General features: G+C 58.2%; 19 protein-coding genes and 3 pseudogenes. 11 read left to right on the top strand and 11 right to left on the bottom strand.

What is annotated here, in order from left to right; genetic code table 11:
• Nucleotides 1–10: 10 nt before the first annotated feature.
• Complete coding sequence (locus tag A6U98_RS36850) at nt 11–307, top strand: hypothetical protein (RefSeq protein WP_156667869.1); 297 nt, start codon at nt 11–13, stop codon at nt 305–307.
• Nucleotides 308–592: 285 nt separating this feature from the next.
• Here A6U98_RS36850 and A6U98_RS20760 read toward each other — a convergent pair whose 3' ends face one another.
• Together A6U98_RS20760 and A6U98_RS20755 are read right to left on the bottom strand one after the other, a co-directional pair.
• Nucleotides 593–964, bottom strand: coding sequence for a hypothetical protein (locus A6U98_RS20760; RefSeq protein ID WP_064652344.1), 372 nt, complete (start codon nt 962–964; stop codon nt 593–595).
• Nucleotides 961–1,821, bottom strand: a complete 861-nt coding sequence (locus A6U98_RS20755; RefSeq protein WP_064652342.1) for an extradiol ring-cleavage dioxygenase — start codon at nt 1,819–1,821, stop codon at nt 961–963. Before A6U98_RS20755 ends, A6U98_RS20760 begins: the two co-directional genes overlap by 4 nt.
• A gap of 419 nt (nt 1,822–2,240) precedes the next feature.
• Here A6U98_RS20755 and A6U98_RS20750 point away from each other — a divergent pair, with 419 nt between their 5' ends.
• The 8 genes and pseudogenes from A6U98_RS20750 (at nt 2,241) to A6U98_RS20715 (ending at nt 11,741) form a co-directional block, all read left to right on the top strand.
• Nucleotides 2,241–3,158, top strand: coding sequence for an alpha/beta hydrolase (locus A6U98_RS20750; protein WP_082933948.1), 918 nt, complete (start codon nt 2,241–2,243; stop codon nt 3,156–3,158).
• Nucleotides 3,159–3,672: 514 nt separating this feature from the next.
• On the top strand, nt 3,673–4,371 hold the full coding sequence (locus tag A6U98_RS20745; RefSeq protein ID WP_197496415.1) for a fumarylacetoacetate hydrolase family protein: 699 nt from the start codon (nt 3,673–3,675) through the stop codon (nt 4,369–4,371).
• Nucleotides 4,372–5,096: 725 nt separating this feature from the next.
• Nucleotides 5,097–6,200, top strand: coding sequence for a helix-turn-helix domain-containing protein (locus A6U98_RS20740; protein ID WP_064652338.1), 1,104 nt, complete (start codon nt 5,097–5,099; stop codon nt 6,198–6,200).
• 521 nt (nt 6,201–6,721) lie between these two features.
• Nucleotides 6,722–7,897: a cytochrome P450 gene (locus A6U98_RS20735; protein WP_064652336.1), complete on the top strand. Its 1,176-nt coding sequence runs from the start codon at nt 6,722–6,724 to the stop codon at nt 7,895–7,897.
• Nucleotides 7,898–8,076: 179 nt separating this feature from the next.
• A pseudogene (locus A6U98_RS37715) lies at nt 8,077–8,317 on the top strand (tautomerase family protein); the annotation flags it as partial.
• A gap of 497 nt (nt 8,318–8,814) precedes the next feature.
• Nucleotides 8,815–9,162 carry a DUF1127 domain-containing protein gene (locus A6U98_RS20725; RefSeq protein ID WP_064652334.1) on the top strand — a complete coding sequence of 116 codons (348 nt, stop codon included), beginning with the start codon at nt 8,815–8,817 and terminating at the stop codon, nt 9,160–9,162.
• Nucleotides 9,163–9,949: 787 nt separating this feature from the next.
• Nucleotides 9,950–11,110: a M20 aminoacylase family protein gene (locus A6U98_RS20720; RefSeq protein ID WP_064652332.1), complete on the top strand. Its 1,161-nt coding sequence runs from the start codon at nt 9,950–9,952 to the stop codon at nt 11,108–11,110.
• 151 nt (nt 11,111–11,261) lie between these two features.
• The gene (locus A6U98_RS20715) at nt 11,262–11,741 is read left to right on the top strand and encodes a molybdopterin-dependent oxidoreductase (RefSeq protein WP_082933946.1); all 480 of its coding nucleotides are present in this window, start codon (nt 11,262–11,264) and stop codon (nt 11,739–11,741) included.
• A 175-nt stretch (nt 11,742–11,916) separates the two neighbouring features.
• On the opposite strand, the gene A6U98_RS20710 is transcribed toward A6U98_RS20715, so the two are convergent.
• Nucleotides 11,917–12,708: an alpha/beta hydrolase gene (locus A6U98_RS20710; RefSeq protein ID WP_064652328.1), complete on the bottom strand. Its 792-nt coding sequence runs from the start codon at nt 12,706–12,708 to the stop codon at nt 11,917–11,919.
• A 142-nt stretch (nt 12,709–12,850) separates the two neighbouring features.
• Between A6U98_RS20710 and A6U98_RS20705 the strand changes: the two genes are divergently transcribed.
• The gene (locus A6U98_RS20705) at nt 12,851–13,318 is read left to right on the top strand and encodes a MarR family transcriptional regulator (protein WP_064652325.1); all 468 of its coding nucleotides are present in this window, start codon (nt 12,851–12,853) and stop codon (nt 13,316–13,318) included.
• A 19-nt stretch (nt 13,319–13,337) separates the two neighbouring features.
• Here A6U98_RS20705 and A6U98_RS20700 read toward each other — a convergent pair.
• From A6U98_RS20700 to A6U98_RS20675, 6 genes and pseudogenes are all read right to left on the bottom strand, one after another.
• Nucleotides 13,338–13,805, bottom strand: a pseudogene (locus A6U98_RS20700) (oxidoreductase); the annotation flags it as partial.
• A gap of 122 nt (nt 13,806–13,927) precedes the next feature.
• A pseudogene (locus A6U98_RS20695) lies at nt 13,928–14,203 on the bottom strand (TetR-like C-terminal domain-containing protein); the annotation flags it as partial.
• Between the two features lie 555 nt (nt 14,204–14,758).
• Complete coding sequence (locus tag A6U98_RS20690; RefSeq protein WP_064652324.1) at nt 14,759–15,514, bottom strand: SDR family oxidoreductase; 756 nt, start codon at nt 15,512–15,514, stop codon at nt 14,759–14,761.
• 95 nt (nt 15,515–15,609) lie between these two features.
• Nucleotides 15,610–16,974, bottom strand: coding sequence for an adenylosuccinate lyase family protein (locus tag A6U98_RS20685; RefSeq protein WP_064652322.1), 1,365 nt, complete (start codon nt 16,972–16,974; stop codon nt 15,610–15,612).
• 106 nt (nt 16,975–17,080) lie between these two features.
• The gene (locus A6U98_RS20680) at nt 17,081–18,508 is read right to left on the bottom strand and encodes an NAD-dependent succinate-semialdehyde dehydrogenase (protein WP_064652320.1); all 1,428 of its coding nucleotides are present in this window, start codon (nt 18,506–18,508) and stop codon (nt 17,081–17,083) included.
• Between the two features lie 47 nt (nt 18,509–18,555).
• Complete coding sequence (locus A6U98_RS20675) at nt 18,556–19,113, bottom strand: type 1 glutamine amidotransferase domain-containing protein (RefSeq protein ID WP_064652318.1); 558 nt, start codon at nt 19,111–19,113, stop codon at nt 18,556–18,558.
• Nucleotides 19,114–19,301: 188 nt separating this feature from the next.
• Here A6U98_RS20675 and A6U98_RS20670 point away from each other — a divergent pair, with 188 nt between their 5' ends.
• Nucleotides 19,302–20,195 (top strand): AraC family transcriptional regulator, encoded by an 894-nt coding sequence (locus A6U98_RS20670; RefSeq protein WP_064652316.1) that lies wholly within the window; start codon nt 19,302–19,304, stop codon nt 20,193–20,195.
• A gap of 149 nt (nt 20,196–20,344) precedes the next feature.
• Here the strand turns inward: A6U98_RS20670 and A6U98_RS36835 are convergent, their stop codons facing one another.
• Together A6U98_RS36835 and A6U98_RS20660 are read right to left on the bottom strand one after the other, a co-directional pair.
• Complete coding sequence (locus A6U98_RS36835) at nt 20,345–20,539, bottom strand: hypothetical protein (RefSeq protein WP_156667867.1); 195 nt, start codon at nt 20,537–20,539, stop codon at nt 20,345–20,347.
• Nucleotides 20,540–20,616: 77 nt separating this feature from the next.
• A complete protein-coding gene (locus A6U98_RS20660) occupies nt 20,617–21,021 on the bottom strand; it encodes a host attachment protein (RefSeq protein WP_064652312.1) in 405 nt (134 codons plus the stop codon).
• Between the last annotated feature and the right edge of the window lie 607 nt (nt 21,022–21,628).

Here is a 21,628-nt window from a genome sequence, read left to right as displayed (position 1 = left end):
GGAACTCCTGTTGCTTGCGATCAGAAGATTGATTTGGCGGCATACCAGGCGCATGATTGTCTTCCCGAAAACAGCTACAGTTGTCATCAAACACATTAGCCTCCCACAACAGCGCCGCCATGGGCCAGACGAGTACATTGATATCGGCGGGCTCTATCGATCGACGAGCGCGCCGGCCTTGGCTGCAGCGGCACTGCTGGCCACCGGAAGCGGACCGGGTGCTTCTCGCATTCCATGCAGCGAAACGGCCGAGGCGCTGAATATCGAGATGTCGCATCGGCCGTTCCACCCCACATTTCTTTGCTAGCGACAGGAGGCGCTGCATTCCAGCGGCCTGTGCATCCCGCGCAAATCGTGGATGATCCAACCAGGCGAAGCGAAAAGTTCAGTGGACCGCCCGCAGGATTGCAGGCACCGGCTTTTCGCATCTAGGTTGATGGACACGTCCCAGTCGACGAGGAACTGCCCCCTCCTTCTGTCCCCTCCTGAACCCACGCTCCGTAGTGAACGAAACGTGGGTCGCAGATCGGCCGATTTGATGTGTGAAGACGGGGCAACCTTGAAGGATCCGACAGGTGCCTTATTGCTGACGCTAGGTCGCGACTGACGGATACTCGCGACCCGCCCAGTCCTTTAAATCCGATGCAAATGTCCGCTGGAATGAAAGCGGACCCGATTTGGCTCGGTACGGCTCATCATAAATGCCGATGAATATCGTCAGGTTGAGGAAGAAATGCGCTCCCATTTCGAAAAGCGCAACGTAATCGTGGCGTACCAGCGCATCCCTCTCATGTTCAGTAAGGCTGTGCACGCTGGAGGCCTCTGTCTCGTTCCCTAAAAGGGCAGGGCCAAGTGCCTGTTCCCAGGCAGCCACAAGGGAGGCTGGATCATCAGCATAGCGGCGAAGCAGCTGCGGGTCGCGATCAACCATGAAGAGGAATTTGTTGACGTAGTATTTGCTCATCGTGCGCTCCCTTCGAGGGACCACGTGAAATAAGCCTCCATGGTGTGAAAGAGGTCCAGGCTATCTGCATGATCAGCGACCTGCCGACCGGCAACGCCAAGCATCAGGATGAAATTCAGGAAGCCGTGGGTCGCGTTTCCATGTCCTTGAAGTGAGGCATGGGTGACGTTCGCGAGGATCGAGTCGATATCCCCACGCCGTACCCAATCGATCGCTTGACGATCGAAGGCGGGATCTGGGCCGGTCTCCATGAACTGTCGCGGGCCACCCAACTCCAAGGATAGATGCCCTGTCCCGATCACGGCGACACGAATGTCCGCTGGGTAGTCCATGACAGCTTTGCGGATGGCGCGCCCCAGGTCATAGAAACGCTTAGGTGACGGCAAAGGCGGGGCGAATATGTTGGTGTAGATCGGTACAACAGGCAGATCGTTGGTTGGCCGAAGCGTAATGATCGGGCAGATGATCGAGTGGTCGATTTTGAGTTCATTCGAGAGGGCGACATCAAAGTCCTGATCGAGAAGTGACTGATGCATGAAGCCCGACATTCTCTCGTCACCTTGCAACAGATATTTGGGCAGGCCGAACTCGCGCACCTCGTTATAGAATGTCGCGTCGTATGCGGCTGCCTTGCCGATCAGAAACTGCGGGTAGTTGTCTAGGAAGAGCTGGTGGAAATGATCGGAACCGACCATCACCAGAAGATCGGGCTCCGCTTTCGTGAGGGTCTCGCGATATGCCTCGATCTTCTCCTTCCATATCTGTGCTTGCGGCATTTGTTCCCCGGGAGGGGCGGTTGTCGCCTTAAGGTAAAACGGGTGATGGGTTGAGGCGAGCGCTGCGACAAGGTTTGCCAATAATTCTCCTCCAATGCTTGCGTGTGTATAGGGCGATAGTTTGCGTCGATCCGCCGCAAGGGGCGCATCATCGACTGTGCACCCCATTGCTAGCGGGCGTTTTGCGCGGCTCCATTTCAGCGGGAGGCCCGCGGGTTGCAGATGAAATAGTTTCATCGTCGTTGGCGCGGGAATCGGACTTTGCTGGATCAAAGTCGCCAGTGAAGCACCTCGAGCGTTTGAAGCCGCTCGCTTCCGAGACCAGCCGGGGAGCAGGCCCTGGAACTCTTCGGCTTTTGGCTACAGCTGTAACAAAGTCGGGAATTTCCGACATATGTCTGAGCTTGGCTCGCTCTAAATCGGAACGCGTGATGGCGGGACAGGCGAGAGATGGCGCCGTTCAGTCATGTTCGAAGGCTTATAGAAACAGAGGCTGAAATATGACCCGTTTCGCGTTGGCGAAAAGGGCCACTAGCCGGAAGCAACCTATTCCGGGACGCTTCAGCAACACCACAGAGAGCGTCATTTTAATGGTCGAAACGATTAATCGGAAAGTAGAGACGTCCCATTGCGCAATCGCGACCGAGATGACGGCAGGAAAGGGCTTGGACGTCGTCCTGATTCACGGAAATTCATCCTGCCGCGCCGTATTCGAACGACAATTGCACTCAGGGCTCGGCGAAGCCCACCGTTTGATTTGTTTCGACCTGCCAGGGCACGGTCAATCAGAAGATGCGCGCGAAAAGGAAAGAACCTACCCCTTGCCCGGTCTCGCCGACGCCGCCCTGGAGGTGCTCGAAGCGCTCGACGTTCGAAATCCTGTTTTGCTGGGATGGTCACTCGGCGGTCACGTTGCGATTGAGATGGCATCGCGCCAACCGAATTTCCGTGGCCTCTTCATCACAGGTACCCCGCCCGTGGGCGAGGACATCTCGGAGGGTTTCCGCGGAAGCCTCCTGAAGGGACTTGCGGCGTCATCGTCTTTTTCCCTAGACCAGGCAGTCCAGTTTGCGGACCGGGTGTTCGGCAGCTCGGCAACGCCTGAGCTCGTGCAAGCGGCAGCGAGAACTGACGGAGATTTTCGAACCACGCTATTCTCCCAGGCGCGCGTCGCAGAAAAGAGCAACCAGCGCGAGGTGGTGGGTTCGACCAAAACGCTAACCGCGGTTGTCAATGGCGCTGCGGATCAAATTGTCAACCTCGACTATATCGATCGCGTTCCGTACGCCAACTTATGGCGGGATAGATGCTTTCGGATCGATTTTGCCGGGCATGCGCCATTCCTGCAAGTTAGCGCTGTTTTTAACCAGTATGTCGCCGAATTCCTTCGTGATGTCGAGCGCGCCGAGCACAACTGACCCGGCGTGCGCCGTGCCCGACGATCACGAAGGCGGGCAAGACAATTTGGCAGGGCAAGCATCACGAAGTTCTTCTCCTGCCCGGCTATCAGCTGATCGGGACAAACATATGTCGCCTGGCATCCATGGGCCGGGTGATCAGACGCCGATCACACCGCTTTCGTGACGGAACCCACCTTGCGTCATCGGCCCCGAGCAACACGACCCCACCCTTGGCGCGCAGCTCCCCAGGCGCTAGCGGTTGGCTATTCTTCAACTTGAAGACTGGCCTCCGTCACTGCATAGGAAGGACGCTAGAATGAAACTTGGTTTGAATGGCGGTCGGGCAGTCGGCTTCGATGAACATGTTTGCATTTGGCGCCTAATAGATCACCCGCACTCAGACGATCTGTTGGCGCTTCTATCGTTGGAACCTGACGCGCTTGCCAAATGCCTCGGCGAGCGCAGCGATGCCCCCCGCGGCTTGCCGTTCAAGCCTGGATCGCTCCGATCGTTCGCTCTCTGGGAGAGACATATGACGACGGCAGCAAAGGGGATGGTCTCACGTTTTGGATCCCCCCTGCTGAAATCCGTAGCGGCGGGCTATGAGCGGCTCACCGGAAAACCCATAGCACCCATGCGGCCCAGGCCCAATTACTACCGCTTCCCACAATATTGTATGGGCAACCACCGTTCACTCATGGAAGATGGGGAAGAACTTCCATGGCCGTCATTTTCGGATGTCGTGGATTTTGAACTCGAGATCGGGCTAGTCATCGCTAAGCAAGTGCGCAATTGCACACCCAGCGAGGGCCTTTCGGCGATAGGCGGCTTTTGTATCGTCAACGATTGGAGCGCGCGTGACGTGCAGTGGGACGATACGCGGCGCGGTACATTCGGCGGCGTGGTCAAGGCAAAAACCTTTGCCGGCGCAATCGGGGCCATCGTCGTGACCGCTGACGAGATACTGCCGCGATTCAACCAATTGACGGGCAAGGTGCGCGTCAACGGCGACATCTGGTGCGAAGGTAACACCGAAAACGCCCAGCACGGCCTTGGCGAGGTCGTCTCATACGCCGCGATGGGAGAGACTGTCTATCCCGGAGACCTCTTATCCACCGGCACCCTTGCGGGCTGCTGTGGTCTCGAGATGGGGCGTTTTCCCGCTCGAGGCGATGAGGTTCAACTCGAGATCAACGGCATAGGAACGTTGACCAATCGTATTGGGAATTAGCTACGGTCAACACGATCGTACCCGTGTCCGACTCGAGAGGCGCAGAAACCCCACCGGTCGCAAGGCGTTGCCGCCGCAAATTGCTGCTTCGCCGGCAGGGATCAGGCCCGCTATCCGCCCGGGGAGTCGCCATGAGGCAAGAGCGAGCAGCCGAACGTCGGCTCGACCTTGCGAGCTGATCGTTGGAGTTCGCATCGGCCGGCGATAGATTGGCCTCAAAGTCGACCTGCCGAGCAAGCCACGCGAGAGGCAGCAGCATCACTGCGTTGCTAGCAATATGCGGTTTGGTTGCGTTCTTCTAATCTTGATCGCTTGGTATATAGATCGGCAGCAAGCCGGGTTCGTAGGACATTGCAGCGTATCTAGTGCTGACCATGAGATCGTGTCGACAGGCGCTGGTTCGGCCTTCGTCCCTCGATGGCCGGAGGCCAACTCGCAGGATACTAGACTTCGCTCAACGCTCCGATGGGATGGCTTTGGTTTCTTCTCTGCAAGTCGGTGTGCAAGGTGACTTCCCTCTTTGAGTGCGCGCTTGAGGCGGGCGGAGCGGAGGACGAATAGTTCCGGCGTCCAGACGTCTTCCTGACGGGCATCATTTCCTGCTTGGCCAGCGGGGAAAGTGAAGAACGTATTGATGTTCTAAATACATTACAACTATCAAATTTATCAATTGCTAAAGGCTGTCCGCAGGTGTACCCCTTGCTCCAAAAGTGGAGAATTTAGCGTTGGATGAGATCCTCACGACTGCCCAAACGGCGAAATTACTGGGCGTTTCAGTACGGACCGCCCAGTTATGGGTCGAAAGCGGCGAGATTCCCTCGTGGAAGACGCCTGGGGGCCATCGACGCATCCCTCGGGCTGCGATCGTTGAGATGCTCGCCTCGAGACGATCCGATACCAATGTGCGTGCCGTCGCGGTTGTGCTAGCGCGTCCGGAAAATGCCAATGCCTGGCGCTCCTTGTCTGGACATGGATATATGGTCAAGGTCCTCGAAGATCCGCTAGCTGCAGCCGTGGCTATCGGCGAGTCCCTGCCCGACCTGATCGTTATAGAGAACGACGAGGGTGATGAGCGTGTACGATTGGCAAAAAAGCTCTGCGAGGACCCTCTGCTTTCGTCGGCATTGACGGTGTTGCGGACCAAGGTCGGCGCCGCGGTTTCCAGCGCGAACAAGAGGCAGCCCTTTGCGATGAGCATCGATCAGCCCGTCGACCTCGCTATTGCGGCGATCCTCGAGCATTTGCAACATCGGCCGTCCGTTGCAGTCACGAACTTGACCTATCCCCTCCCCGCAAATGAAGGCGACCGCCTGAAGGCTGTGAATGCGTCAGGTTTGCTCTATTCGCCTCGCGAAGCGGCCTTCGATGCGTTGATTGACATGGCGATACGGATATTTCACGCGCCAATCGCGATGTTCACGTTGCTTACGTCGACAGAGCAATGGTTTAAGGCCAGGGCTGGATATGACGGTGAACTGACGCCTCGTGAGTGGTCCTTCTGTAACTACACTCTCGCGGCAAATGAACTGACGGTTTTGAATGATCTTCCAAGCGATCCACGCTTCAAGGATAATCCGACCCTCGGTGCGCCACACTGCTTTCGTTTCTATGCCGGCGCCCCCGTTCGTGATGAAAATGGATTTGCTCTCGGGTCCATCTGCATCATTGATCGCGTGGCGCGTGAATTCGGCCCAGATGATCGTAATGCGCTGACGGCGCTTGCTGATGCAGCCGCGCAAACCATCAAGTCACGTTCGCAAGAACGACAACTTCGCCACCTGCAAATCAAAGCCAGCGGCGGATGGGACGTGGATTTCGCTCGACGATAGCGCTTGAATGCACCTGATCGAAGACCTGGTGAGCCGGACTAGGGTGAGGTCGTTTGAGCTCGTAGCCCGATGAGGAGCAAACCGGCACGCCCTTTCATCTCCTCAAGCCCGTCGTTCCGTGCCGGTCATTGTCTATGTATCTCTGCTAAGAGGAAGGGCCGCGCCGGCTAAAACGTCTGTGCCACGCAGTATTTCCGCGCGCGGAGTGGTTGCGACGGGGGCGGTCAAAATCTTCACGTTGGATAACGCGCCGACGGCTCTGCTCGACCGATTGAAGGTCCGGGCTTTTCAACGCAGTCCCCGGGCCTTTCAGGGGCACTGGTTCTCCATTGGAGCCAGGCGTGGCTCCTCGATGAACTAATGACATCGCGGAACCGTCGGGAGATCCGATCGGCGTTACATCTGAAACGCATCAGCTTTCATATGGGCTTTAAAATGATACATTTGATAGATATGATATTTTCACAATAAGCTCATTGTTATGGCGGCCATGATCGCCGGCTTAGAGGAATGGAGATGTCATGCTTACAATAGCCGAATTGAACGCCAATCCCCACGCTGCCTTAGAGCGCTGGCGCGCAGCAGGCCCTTGCGTCGATTACGAAGGGGGCGGCAAATTCGTTCTCCGTCACGATGATGTGGTGAAACTGAGTTCTGATCCACGCGTCGTCGCCACGGGGACGGCATTGCCGGCATCGCGTGGCGTGGTGACGGGCGTACTTCATGATATTTTCGGGCTTGGTATGCTCACTGCCAATGGCGCCCAGCACCAGGCTCGCCGATCGATCATATCTCGCGGTTTAGCGACCGTATTGGCCAGCGATCTGCGAAGCCAAGTACGCGCGGCGACGGAAAAGCTGATCGATGCCGTATATGAGAATGGAAGCGCAGAATTCGTCAGTCAGTTCGCAAACCCGATCCCGATACTGGCGCTCGCCGGTCTCCTGGGTGTGGAAGTGAATGAACAGGAACGTTTCGTAAGCCGGGTTGAGGAACTGGGACGATTTTTCGCTCCGGCTTCGACGGATGCTGACATAGCCGTGTCCTCGGCCGCGGCCGAATATGTGCGTGATTATCTCGAATGGAAGTTGCGTGAAAAGACCAAGAGCGAAACGCCGGACTTTCTTTCCGCCGTGAAGGCCCAAGCAGAGGCGGAAGGTCTGGCTCCAATCGAGACCGTCGTCCAGATAATCCAGCTGATCCTGGGCGGTACTGAATCTGTCCGTGCTTCGCTCGCGGCGCAGATCTCACTTCTGCTGCAGCATCGCAGTCAGTGGAATTCGGTCTGTGGCGATGCGAGCCTCATCCCGAGCGCAGTAAGCGAGACCATGCGATATGAACCGGGTATCGCGGGCTTGGTGCGCGCCACGGCCGAGCCGGTTGAGCTTCAGGAACCGACCTTGCCCGCCAACTGCCTCGTCATCCTGTCCACAATGTCGGCGCTTCGTGATGAAAGGGTATTCAAGCGCCCGAACACATTCGATATTCATCGCGACGACCTGCCGAGGCTTCATCTTGCGTTCGGCGCCGGTGCGCATCGGTGCGTTGCCGATCACCTCGCCCGGGCCGAGCTCGAAGAAGTGCTCGCCGTATTCGCGGCGCGGCTGCCGAATCTTCGACTTGAAGATTTTCCAGTTTTTGGCGGCCACCTCTTCATTCGCACTCCAAGCAGCTTCTGCGTCAGCTGGCCACGCTAGATGCCAGACGGCGCGTCGGGATCCGTATGACTGTGCCGTGCTTTGTCTGGAGCATGACGGCTTCGTCGTGGGCGAGACGCTGAATGTCGATGGCGCCCAACACGCCAGCCGCGACATTGAAGCGATAAGGGAAACGTACGGAGCCCGGCTAGACAGCGCTCGTCCTTCAAGGAGAGTCAATGCCTTATGTGAATCGCAAAGTGACGCGCGAAGGCACGGCTGTGGGTGCGGCTAGCACCACGCCGGAACAGAAGCCGCCTTGATCAACAGCGTCAGCGATCTGCTCTTCGGGATCCTCGGCAAGCTGCAAGACAGTACCTTTGTCGTGATCGACGGAATCGAGATGGAGAACTGGGGGGCGGCCGCCTGCCGGTGCCTGAATGTCGCAAGCAGCTTCCCAGAAAGGCAGCCAGGCAGAAATATTACGCACTGGCGGAGAGCTTAATAACGACACTGAAAGCCGACGATATTTACCCCTACGGCTACGAGACATTTTCCGGTGTCGCTGACGCGGTTGCCCACATCGAAGACACAGTGCCAAGCGGCTCCACTCCGCCGCTCTGAGAGCGAAATTTGAGACCTATTTTTCTAGCAACCGCGTAATTTGAAGCTGCCCGCTGGTTCAACTCCAGGGGTTCACTCCGATCCCGAGTTAGCCCGCCTTGCAAATTGACAGTTGTCCACCCGCGAGGGGCCTTGCTACTCTGATGGGCACCTACATCCTTTTACCAGATCCACATTCAACGACGCACGAACTCTAACTGATTTATCTTCGCGCAAGTGAGAAAAGGAGGCTCGTTTCGACTGAAACACTTGCCCCTGTTTCTGAAATTGCCGCGGTGCGGTTCGCGACGATTATGCGACCACCGCCGGCAGCGAGCCGGCCAATTAATCGGCATCAACCTGGGAATACTGAAATGACGTCACCCCACGCCAGGAGCAACATATGGGGCATTGGTTCCATCAAAAGAGCAGGCTTGCTGCGCACCATAACCGCGCATGTGCGTGCATATATCGGACGACAAAGGCTTCTGCGCGAGAACGATCGAATTCGGTCCGACCTTCTAACCTTGCCCGATCATTTACTAAAGGATATTGGCCTGCCGCGGCACCACATCAGGTACGCGGCTCTAGATCGCCCGGGTTCTGATCGCAAGATTGTGGTGATCGGCATGGCGAATGGAGGTAAAGCCGACCAGAGTGCCGTTTCCGGCGATTATTGTAACAGCTTTGAAATGAGAATTAGCAAGACGATGATGCGCTGATTTCTCGGCCGGCAGAAATGCTTAGAAGGTTCGCCCCCGTCGCGATCGAACGCGGCGGAAACAACATCGGATCAGCCCCTCCGGTCCGCCGCGTCGGTGACAAAACGGTTCCTTGAGCGATGTAATCCGCCCGTCGTGCACTGTAATCCACCGACCATACCAACGGCCTAACAATGAGGAAGAGGTTCGGCCGCATCGAAACCAGTCGCAGGCTCCACTCCAGTCTACCTTTGATATCGCCGGCCGTTAGCGACCGGCGCCATCGGACCGCCCGAAATTGCCCAACCGCACCAGCGGCTCAAGGCGCTGACATCCTCTCCTTGTTGGCAAGAGCCTCAGCGGCGCCAATACGACCGCGGCGCGCTGCTAACTTCCCCGATCAGTCAACCAAACTTCCAGACGGATTACATCAGCAACGGAAAACGTATTGTTTTGACATCGTTGAGGCACCGTATCCGCATATCGAACAGCCCAGCAGGCGGCGACAGGTGTGCTTCATGGACTGATCCCGCAGACGAACGCTCCAGGGAGGTGCGCCGTTTTAAAGGAGACAGAAATATCGCGAGCAGGACCGTGCCGCGTCGACGCAAACGCTACCACTATGACGCAATGCTTTTGGATTGGCGGTTTGAACAACCGAGCGGAGAAGCGAGATAGCTGAACTCGTTGCGTCGCGACGTCAACCTCATTCCGAAGCAACCTTTGCCCCACCTCAACGTCGCTGGCGAACGGTGGGAAGGCCACCCGTGACCTCCTCAGCCCAACCTTATAATCATTGGATCATCAAATGCCGATCGTTCTGAAGACCTTTATGCAATCCGATATCGTACAGTGGAGACGCCATCTTCACCAGAATCCGGAGCTTCTTTATGATGTTAACGAGACTGCGAGCTTCATTGCAGAGAAGCTTACAGCCTTCGGATGCGATACGGTCGAGACCGGCATCGGTAAATCGGGGGTGGTCGGGCTCATCGGCGGCAAGCTGGGCGGCGGGCCTGTGATAGGGTTGCGTGCGGATATGGATGCGCTTCCTATTCTCGAAACCAGCGGCAAAGCCTGGGCTTCGAAGATCGCCGGAAGAGCTCACTCGTGTGGACATGATGGCCACATGGCGATGCTGCTGGGTGCGGCGCGATACCTTTCGGAAACTCGTAACTTCAAGGGCACTGTGGCAGTTATCTTCCAGCCAGCCGAGGAGGGAGGAGCGGGCGCGCTTGCAATGATCAATGACGGATTGATGGACAAGTTCAAGATCGAGCAAGTCTACGGCATGCATAATGAGCCACATATACCGATCGGGCAATTCGCGATCAGGAAAGGCGCTATCCTGGCCTCGGCCGACACCTTCGAGATAACCGTGAAAGGGCGCGGGAGCCATGCCGGGCAGCCCCATCTTTCAGTGGATCCCGTCGTCGCGGCCTCGCATATTGTCATCGCACTTCAGTCTGTTGTGTCCCGTGAAACGGACCCCTTGCAGGCCGTGGTTATCACTGTTGCCTCCATCCACGGCGGAGATACGCATAACGTCATTCCAAGCACAGTCAGGCTGGCCGGGACCATACGAACGCTGCGGCCTGACTTACGCGACTTTACGGAGCGGCGATTGGGCGATCTTATTGGTTCGATCGCGGTAGCTTATGGTGCGAGCGTGGATGTCTCCCACAGTCGGGGCTACCCGGTCACGTTCAATCACGATGCGCAAACTGATCTTGCGGCAACCGTTGCGCGATCGATCGTCGGTGCGGAGGCCGTAAATAGCGATCTCGAGCCACGTATGGCGGCAGAAGACTTTGCCTTTATGCTTGAGGCGCGACCAGGATCCATCATCATTATTGGGAACGGGGAGACAGCAGGCCTCCATAATCCCGCCTATGATTTCAATGACGATGCCATTCCTTACGGGATAGCCTATTGGGTCAATTTGGCTGAGACAGCACTTGCCGCGTGACGGTACCCATCGATGCCGGTGTGCCCGAAGCCAATTTTAAACCGCGTATCTCGCCGACCGAATGTGCGATGGCTCGAGCGATGTTCGCGTCGTGGCAGTCGCAATGCTGGGTGAGGCTGACGTGGTTCGCAGCGAGTGAGTAGAGGGTGACATGACAGGAATGCAACTTCGTTTGATTGCGGGAATACTGTGGTGTTTCACCTCCACAACAGGAATGGCCGGCACACTGGTACTCGACGGTGAAGTTAAGCCTCCCATGGAAATCACCGACGCCCAGTTCAAGAACCTTCCGCATGTCGACCTCGAAGTGAAGGGTCAGGATGGGACAATCTATAAATATTCCGGCGTGGAACTCGGGAGGATTCTGGCGTTAGCTAACGTTCCAATAAAGGCTCAGTTGAGAGGCAAGGATATCGACAAATTCATTGTGGCGTTGGGAGCGGATGGCTTTGGCGCAGTCTTTTCGCTGCCGGAGTTTGACACCGGACGATTCATTGTTGCCGACGAGCTGGACGGTGAACCGCTGACGGTTTCGGACGGCCCCCTTCAGGTAATTTCTCCGGATGACGCGCGCCGGTCGCGATGGGTAAAGCAGCTCAATCGCATAACCGTTCGCAAGGCTCTTCCATAAGAAGCCGGCGTTCGGTCTCACGGCTGGAACGCGACCGCGGCGTCTGCGGTGATTTTGCAGCGACGTTTTCATCATCGTGACAAGCCTGCAAATATTGCGGCGCCGTCGGACTGGGCCTGCACCGCGTCCCCAGGCTGCTGAGGCTGGTCGGTCTCAATAAGTCCAGCCTTTGCCACTAATTCTTCGCCGATACGGCCCTCGCGGCCTCATCGATCGTGTCTGCGACGACTTTTGGCTGCGTCATGAACAGGGCGTGGCTTGCCGACACTTTGGTGACCTTCGCTTTGATGCGCTCTGCCATGTGGATCAGCATTGCCTGGTCGAATGCCTTGTCTTCAGTCGCGATGACTGCCCAGCTCGGCTTGGTGCGCCAGGCAGCGTTTTCAAGTTTCGTGCCGAACGCCGACATGTTGATCGGCACCTGCGCGTCCCTCATGAACGCAACATCGGTGTCACTGACATCGTGAGCGAAACCGGCCTTGAACTTTTCCGGGCTGACATAACCAAAACCATCCTTGGTGGTCTCGATGACGAATTCGGATGCGGGAGCAAATCCTTCGTATTGCTGAGCTGTCGTCTCGCCTGCATCGGGGGAGAGAGCGGAGACATAAACAAGCCCTGCGACCTTTGCATCCACACCAGCTTCCGTGATGACAGTGCCGCCCCACGAATGCCCGACCAGAATGACAGGACCGTCCTGCCGCTCCAGCGCACGTTTGGTGGCGGCAACGTCGTCGGCAAGAGAAGTCAGAGGATTTTGGACAATGGTGACGCGATAGCCGCGCCTCGTGAGGATGTCGTATACACCCTTCCAGCCTGAGCCGTCTGCGAAAGCGCCATGAACGAGTACGACGTTTCTGACGGACTGGTTCTGAGGAATGAGATCAGCGGCACTTGTCGCAATTGAGGCAGACAATGCTGCGGCAGCTGCAATGGCAGAAACTGTGGTCGTGGTCTTGCCTGTCATGGCCGCCTCTCGTGAAATTGCGATAACTGTTATCGCGATATTTATAAAATGTCAAAGTTCCGATTTTACGTCAAGATAATTCTTATCGCGATATTTAATTTTGTTATTGCATAGGCTATATGAAGTTCGACAGGAGCTCAGAATGACCGAACGCCATAACGATCCACCTCCCCTGCACGACCAGTTGTGCTACGCAATCTATACGGCCGGCATCGCTATCCAGCGCGCCTACAAGCCTCTTCTCGACGAGTTGGGTCTGACCTACCCGCAGTATCTCGTGCTCAACGTGTTATGGAGTAGCGACGGACAAACGGTCGGCGCCATCGCCAACGCCCTTGCCTTGGAATCCAGCACGCTGACGCCGTTGCTAAAGCGGCTCGAGACATCTGGCCTGCTGCGCAGGACCAGAAACCTGAGCAACGAGCGGCAGGTAGTTATCGGGTTGACTGACAAAGGACGTGCCCTGCAGCACAAGGCAGGCTGTCTCAGCGATACCTTGCTTGCAGCCTCGACCCAGACGCCGCAGGCATTGGCCACCCTGAACAGCGACGTCCGCCATCTTCGCAATGCCATTTATTCCCAGATCGGCGGGTGGCAAGCGCCCGCCTGATCAAAATGGTGCCGTGATATCAGACCGTCGGAACAGTGCCGCCGTCGATGACGAACTCGGCGCCGTGTATCGCGGCAGCGCGATCCGAGGCCAGGTAGGCGAAGAGGTCGGCAACCTCATGTGGCTCGGCTGGACGCCCAATCGGGATACCGCCCAGGCTGTCAAGAACGACTTGCCGCGCCTCCTCGATCGTACCGCCATTGGCGGCCTGCTGCAGACGCTTCAGCAAGTCCTGGGATGACTCTGTCATGATCCAGCCGGGGGAAACGACATTGACCCGTACGCCTTTCGGCCCAAGCTCCTTGGAGATGGTCTTGCTGTGAGTCTTAAGCGCGGCCTTGGCGGAGGCGTAGGCGGTGGTCGCCTCTGGCAGGGGAAGGACGGACTGAATGGAAGTGACGTGCACCACCGCGCCGCTACCCCGTGCGATCATCTGCGGGATCAGGAGACGATCAAGGCGGACCGTGGCCAGAAGGTTCAGGTTCAGTGGTGATCTTCGATATAGAAGCTAAGGATCAAAGCAGAGCGGAGCAATGGTCAAGCGCAGCAAACCCCGCAAATGACCTTAAGTCGGGATGCGTGTGCTGAAACGTCTCTCGTATTCGAATATCAACTCCTACGCGCAATCATATCAATGATATGAGTCAATCGCTCTTTGCGGAACGCCGCCCTGATCCGACCATAGCGCTCAAGTTCCGCCAAGCCATGAAGGCTAGCCCAGAACGCTTCGGTCGCGACTTCAGCGTTGGCGCAAAACGGCTCGACGACCGCCATCATGGCCCCGAAGGTATCGCGCAAGGACTGAGGTGTATCGGACTTTGCAAACCGCAGACCACTCGGAAGGACGAACATCGCTTCGTACAAAGCTGGCCGCTCAAAGGCGAACCCCAAGCAGGGCCAATAGCAAGGATTGTCGACCCGCCACTGATGTGGATGACCTCTGGCAGGAGCGAGACGAGGGTGAAGACCTGGCTGGAGGCCAAGGCTAAGCGGTTGGTGGAACGAAGCCGAAAGTCATCACTTTCTTCTTGAGTCTTTACGCCGTCACCATGCCCGTAGAAGCACCGCTCTGGACAAAACTTGCGGTGCTGCTGGGTGGCTTCCTACTTGAGATCGATTGGCATGGACTCGTTATCCTGCTCTTCTCTACCCCGCCGGCTCGTGCCGCATACGATCGCGCCGGCCATTGTATTGAAAGAGCGGTCGATACCGCCCTCACTGTATTCGGCCTGAAACTGATTTCAGAAAAGCTTCTGTCTCGCCGAACGCGCTAACGCAAAAGGTGCTCTGACTGCTCGCCGAGTGTCCAAATCTGTGAGCGCCCGTCCAAGTTTGGGTCGAGTGATCGGGCGCCGCTTGTCCGTGATCTGCCTTCGCTAGGATAGGCCCGATCAATACACGAGGAGGGCGCTGTTTAAACGACGACCTGCCCTATCGCGGTCAGATCACCTGCCCGCCGGAGACTTCGATGCGCTGCGCGGTGATCCAGCGGTTATCTGGACCGAGAAGGCTGGCGACCATCGGCCCGATATCGTCGGGAACACCGACCCGCCCCAGAGCGGTCATTGCGGCGAAATGCTGGTTGAGGTCCGGCATGTCGCGCACCGCACCGCCGAGGAAGTCGGTCTCGATGGCGCCCGGCGCCACCGTATTGGCGGTAATGCCGCGCCCTGCCAGCTCCTTCGCCATATAGAGGGTCAGGATCTCGACGGCGCCCTTGGCGGCGGAGTATGCCGAGAAGCCAGCAGCCGAGACGCGCGTCAGGCCCGATGAGAAATTGACGATGCGACCGCCGTCGCTAAGCAGCGGCAGGAGAGTCTGCGTCAGGAAGAACACACCCTTCACATGGGTGTTGAAGAGTGCATCGAACTGCGCTTCGGTTGTTTCAGCGAAGCTCGCCATTTCGCCCTGGCCCGCATTGTTCACCAGATGGTCGAACGTATTTTGGTTCCACGTTGCCGACAAGGCCTGCCCGACAGCACCGGCAAATGCCTCGAACGAGGAAACATCCGTCACGTCGAGCTGCAGGGCCACCGCCTTGCGACCAAGAGCCTCGATCTCGGCCACGACTGACTTTGCCTGTTCAGCGCCGTTTCGGTAGGTCAGGATGACATCGCCGCCGTGACGGGCAATGCTGATTGCGGTGTTGCGGCCGAGCCCGCGGCTGCCGCCGGTGACGATGGAAACTGTGTTCATGTCTGATCTCCTGTGATCTGGGGGATGGGTTGGTGACAAAGACTTTATGGCATTTGTCGTGATCGTGCTGTTGCCGGATCCTCGGCAAGGCTTGCCTAATTCTCCAAGACGCCTCGGGATCGGGTCTTGAGGATCTGATCGACCATCCGCGATGCAGAACCCAGGTAATTGGCGGGATCGGTGAGTGACCGGAGACGCTCGCGTCCAAGCGGGACCACCACGTCCTGTACCTCCACCAGCACATCGAAGAGCGACCTGTCCGTTTCCACCGCGTGGCGGCAGGCGGCATAAACGAGATCATGGGCCGTCTGGCGACCGGTGAAAGGAGCGAGCGCCATCATGACCGCCTCGGCAACGATCAGACCTCTGGATATCCCAAGGTTTTTCAGCATCCTGTCCGGATGGACGACAAGTCCCGAAAGCATGAAGCTGGCCTGGACGAGCGCACCGGAGGTCAGCCCGAAGCTTTCCGGGATCGCCGCCCATTCGACGTGCCATGCCCCGGTGGCGCGCTCGAAGTCATGAACCATCGCGTCGAGCATCAGGCCCGCATGCTGTCTGACCATCTTGGCAGCGGCAATGATCAACTCGCAGGAGATCGGATTTCGCTTCTGCGGCATGGTACTGGAGGCGCCGCGATGACGCGTATAGGGCTCCGACACCTCGCCCAGCTCCGTGGTCATCATGACCGAGACGTCGAAGGCGATCTTGGCAAGGCTGCCGCAGACAAGCGCCAACAGCTGCACTGCCTCCGCCATGCCGTCACGCGACGAATGCCAGGTTATCGTTGGCGCTGCGAGACCAAGGATTTTTGCCAGCTCTGCCTGGACCGCAAGGCCCTCGTCGCCAAGCGAGGCAAGCGTTCCCGACGCGCCGGAGAACTGCACGACGAGGACGCGCGGGCGCAACTGCGCCAGACGTTCGTGATGCCGTTCAAGCGCGCTTAGCCAGACGGCTGCCTTGTAGCCGAATGTGATCGGCAGTGCATGTTGCAAATGGGTGCGTCCGGCCATAGGCGTATCCCGATGCTCAGCTGCAAGGCTGCGTAATGCATCCATGGTGTCCACAAGCCGCCGCTCGATCAGGACAAGCGCCGCGCGGATATGGAGGACGGTTGCCGTGTCCATGATATCCTGGGTCGTCGCGCCCCAGTGGAGGTAGCGCCCCGCCTCGCCGCAAGCGTCGGCGAGTTGTTCGACGATCGGCAAGATCGGATAGCCGACAAGCTCGGTCTCGCGCATGAGGCGGGACTGGTCGAAACGGATCGTCCGAGCCGCAACAGCGATCGTCTGAGCCGCAGCTTTCGGGACTATGCCGAGGCGGGCCTGTGCCTTTGCAAGGGCAACTTCGGTTTCGACGCAGCGGCTGACGAAGGCGTCGCTATCGAACAGCGCACGCATGTCTGCATCGACAAAGCTGCCGCCGAACACAGGGGAGTCGATGAGGGAAAGACTGCTCATGGCGGTCTCCGGTTGGTGCCGTAGGAGAAGCGGGATGGTCGACGAGAGCCATGGTTCGGCTCCTTTCGGAGGAATCGGTATCGACCCTCGTTTCCGATGGTCCGCGCTAGACGGTGTTCACGTGCTTGGTGATCGTGTAGGGCTCGAGGATCTCGATACCGCCCTCGGTGCCAATACCGCTGTCCTTCCAGCCCCCAAGCGGAGCCTCGGGCAAGTGCGTAAGACTGCTGTTTACCGACACCGCGCCGTATTGAAGCGCATCCACCAGACGGCGCTGACGCTTGCCGTCATGGGTGAACACGTAGGCAGACAGGCCAAACTCAAGGCCGTTCGCAGCTTCAAGCATTGCCGCCTCGTCCCTGAACGGCAGGATTGGCGCAACCGGGCCGAAGGGCTCTTCCTGAAGGAGGGCCGCCTCGTCAGAGACGTTCGTCAGAACCGTGGGTGCGTAGAAGTAGCCACGATTTCCGATACGATCGCCGCCGGCAAGGATTCGCGCACCCCGGTCCCGAGCGTCGTCAACCAGGCGAGCGATAGCCTCCAAACGGCGCTCGTTGGCGAGAGGACCAACCTCGGTGGCGGGATCCATGCCGTCTCCTACTTTCAGATTTGCCGCGACTTCCGCAAAGCGGGCAGTGAATCTTTCGGCAATGCTTTCCTCGACAAAAAAGCGGGAGGGGCAGAGGCAGATCTGGCCTGTATTGGTGAACTTGGCGCGGGCCAGCAGTTCCGCCGTCGCCTCCGGATCCACATCGCTGCAGACAACAACAGGCGCATGACCACCGAGCTCCATTGTCACCGGCTTCATATGCCGGCCTGCCGCTGCGGCAAGGCGTTTGCCGATCGGGATCGAGCCTGTGAAGGTGATCTTGGAGATGACGGGCGACTCAATCAGCCGTGTTGACAGCTGATTGGCGTCGCCGAACACAACGGCGAGGGCTGCCGGGTGGACGCCGGCGTCCAGCAGAGCCTCGCCCAGAGCCAACACGCAGCCCGGTGTCTCCTGGGACGGCTTGCAGATGATGGCGCATCCGGCGGCGAGCGCACCGGCAAACTTCTTCGCAGCAAGCGCCATCGGAAAATTCCAGGGCGTGAGTGCCGCGACAACCCCGATCGGATGCGGCTGAACCTCGATGCGCTGGCCCGCCTGTCGGCCCGGAACAATCCTACCGGCGATCCGGCGGGCCTGTTCCCCGCCCCATTCGATAAAGTCGGCTGCGCGATAAACCTCGTCGCGCGCCTGAGCGAGGATCTTGCCTTGTTCCAGCGTCAGCATCTCGGCGATACGGCCGGCATCGCGCCGGATGATCCGGGCGGCATCTTTCAGGATACGTCCGCGCTCCCATGGCGGCACTGCCTGCCAGGATTGGAGCCCGCCGCGGGCAGTTTCTATTGCCTCTGCAATATCGGCCGGCGCCCCATAAGCCACCTTGCCGATGCTCTCGCCCGTCGCCGGATTGATGACGTCAACTGCGACACCTTCTGAACCTTCGCGGCTCTTGCCGTTGATCAGGAGCTGGAATTTGCTGCTCATGGCGATCTCCTTTTGTAACTACCGGCCCGGATGACGTGCCCCTGCGCTCAGTTCTGAAGGGCAGCGACAATCGCCCGGTTGAAGGCAGGGATATCGGAGGGCATGCGGCTGGTGATGATGTTGCCGTCCACAACGACCTCCTCGTCGACTACGGTAGCGCCCGCATTCTTCAGGTCGGTGCGGATCGAGTACCAAGCCGTGGTTCGGCGGCCGCGCAGGACATCGGCTTCCACCAGCAGCCAGGGGCCATGGCAGATGGATGCGACAGGCTTGCCTGCGGCGACGAAGTCCCTGACCAAGGAAATGGCTTTCGGATCGAGCCGCAGTTTGTCGGGATTGACCACACCGCCCGGCAGCACGAGTGCGTCGAACTGATCCGCCTCGACATCGGCGATCACCCGGTCAGGCGTTATCGTCTCCTCAGAAAGATCAGAGTTGCCGGTTTCCGCATTGTAGATGCAGCCCCGGATCGGCTCACGGTTTGGAGATGCAAGCGTGACCGTGGCGCCAGCATCGAGCAGTGCCGAACGAGGGCTGTAGAGTTCGGCATCCTCAAAGCCATCGGTGGCCAGGATCAGGATACGGCTATTTGCAATATTGGTCATGACGGTCTCCTCGGTTAAACAGCGGACGCCACATCGGCTCCACCTGACTGACCAATTCATCTCTCATCACGTCGGTGCCGTGTTGCCGGAAACTCCTGTAGTCTTGCCTAATTATCCAGACCGGCTTGCATGGGAACCCGGTTCGCGTTTTATTATGCACATCGATCCCGAGCATCGGATGACACGCTATGAGCAGCACCCTTCTTGAATGCGTCCGCCGCTATGCTGATGCAAACGCCGACAGGTTCGGCGTCGCGCAGACACCGATTCCGGGCTTGTTTGCCATGCGCGCGACGGCTCCGAGCGAAATGCAGTATGCGATCTCGAAGCCGCTCGTGGCGCTTGTCCTGCAGGGCAGCAAGCGCGTGACCATGGGCAGCACGACCTTCGATTTCGGCGCTGGCGACTCCCTTCTCATTGCGGCCGATGTTCCGAACGTCAGTCAGATCACCCGCGCGAATGCCGGCGTGCCCTATTATTCGCTGGTGCTCGACATCGATCCAGCGGTTACGCAATCGCTGGTTCTGGAGATCGGTGTTGCGCAGACCGAGACGGGCCTTCCCGTTCGCGTCGATCCGACCGAGGCGGAAGTCGCTGACGCGGCACTTCGGCTTATGCGTCTCCTTGATCGACCGCAGTCGATCCCGATCCTCCAAGACCAGTTGGTGCGGGAAATGCACTACTGGCTGCTGAGCGGCCGTCACGGAGCGGGCATTCGTGCGCTTGGCTTTGCCGACAGCCATGCCAACCGTATCGCACGGGCCGTGGCTGTCATCAGAGCCGAATACGCTGAGACGCTCCCGGTGGAACGTCTGGCTGAAGTCGCCGGGATGAGCATCTCGTCGTTCCACCAGCACTTCCGCACGGTGACCTCTCTTGCGCCTTTGCAATTCCAGAAGCAGCTCCGCCTGATCGAGGCCCGGCGGATGATGATCTCCGAGGGCGCAGCGATCAGCAATGCCGCCTATGCGGTCGGCTACGAGAGCATCTCGCAGTTCACACGCGAATATGGTCGGTTGTTCGGTTCATCTCCGGCCAAGGATGTTCGGGAGAGTATTGGGAAATCGCAAATCGCCGCTTAAGCGGATAACACGGCACATATCGAGGCTAATCGCTCATCCCCGTGAGGAAGGTGGCCGCTAGCAGCGCTGCTGGTCGAGACAGGGAGAATATTTCCTGCACACCGTGAATGATTGGCGTGCGGATAGCGGTCGATGTGGTCGGCTTTCAATCAGACGCGCTCCAGCAATTCAATGCCCCTGCCGCGCCAAGCATTGCGCGGCAGGTCAACCCAGCACCCATCAAAGTGCCGACGGCCAGGCACGCGATTGGGCGACAATGGGAGCCTTCTCATCATCACCGGCAACCGGGCCGTAAGAAGGACGACAACACCGAGGATGGTCAGAATGACGATATTCAAATCCATTCACCCTGCCTCTACCGATCATTCAATTCTTTCTGAAGTCCGGTATTGTGTAGCGAATGTGCCGACGACAAACGGTTTCAAGCGGACTGCACGGCTTTCTCGACATCCTGAACAGAGTGGCCCGTCAGATCCTTGGGGATTTCCAGAAGCACTTTGGCGGAAAGGAACTTGTGATAATGCTTTCGCAGTTCGCCCAGTGAACGCGGCGCCGAAATGACGACGAGATTGACAATCCCGCCCTCCAGCACCTGCTTGTTGAGGTATTGAGCGACACCAGCGGAAAATCCGTCTTCCGCCATCTGGCTTTCATCCGGGTTCGCCGAGGTGCTTCCGTGGCGACCCCCCGAGCCTTTGGCTTCGTCCTCTATGGCAACGTCAGGCAGCGCGGTTAGGCTGAGTTCGGAGCCAGTCCCGGTGTTGCGATAGAGGTCTAGTTTCTCACCGTCGGTCACGGCGACGACTGTACCTTGCGGAAGTATCATTGATTTCCCATGAAGTTGGCTCGAGCCGCTTCACGAGGAATTTCGCGAACGACGAGAACGTCGCGTTTTCCGCGAAGAAGTACTAGAGACGGCGATTGTGGCTTTTCGACGTGAATTGGTGCTCCCGGTCAAGCACGTCGCCACATCGCCCGCACCATATGCCGCGAACGAGGACACGCACCCTTCCGGATCTTTCTGGCTTCCCTCCATATAGAGTGGGCTCGCTGACGCGCTGCTGGGCGGTGAAGAACGTCGGCAGGACCTTCCCCTTGCCGCCGAGCAAGCATACGAACCTGTCCGGCTTTCCGGTCTTTTCCTTCCGGGCGATGTAGGCCTCAACAAGAATGACGGTCTTCACGGCCATCCCGAAGAGCGAGGAGGCCCGTGTTCTTGCAGGCGTTGATCCGCCGGATCCTCAGTTGTCTGGGCAGATGCGCTTTCTGTAATAAGCCCGACAGCGACGGCCGCAATGGCGAGTGCTACACGTTTCATGGTCGTTTGTTTCGTGAAAAAAAGCCCGCGACCATGAACTGACCCCCGAAAGTTGGACATCCACCTTCGGGGGTTTTGCATGTCCAATCACAGCCTGGCTTTTAAGCTTTCTGTT

This window comes from Rhizobium sp. WYCCWR10014 (genome assembly GCF_001657485.1).
Lineage (GTDB): Bacteria > Pseudomonadota > Alphaproteobacteria > Rhizobiales > Rhizobiaceae > Rhizobium.
Note: the sequence above shows the minus strand (reverse complement) of the source record. Positions and strands in the feature narration are given on the sequence as shown.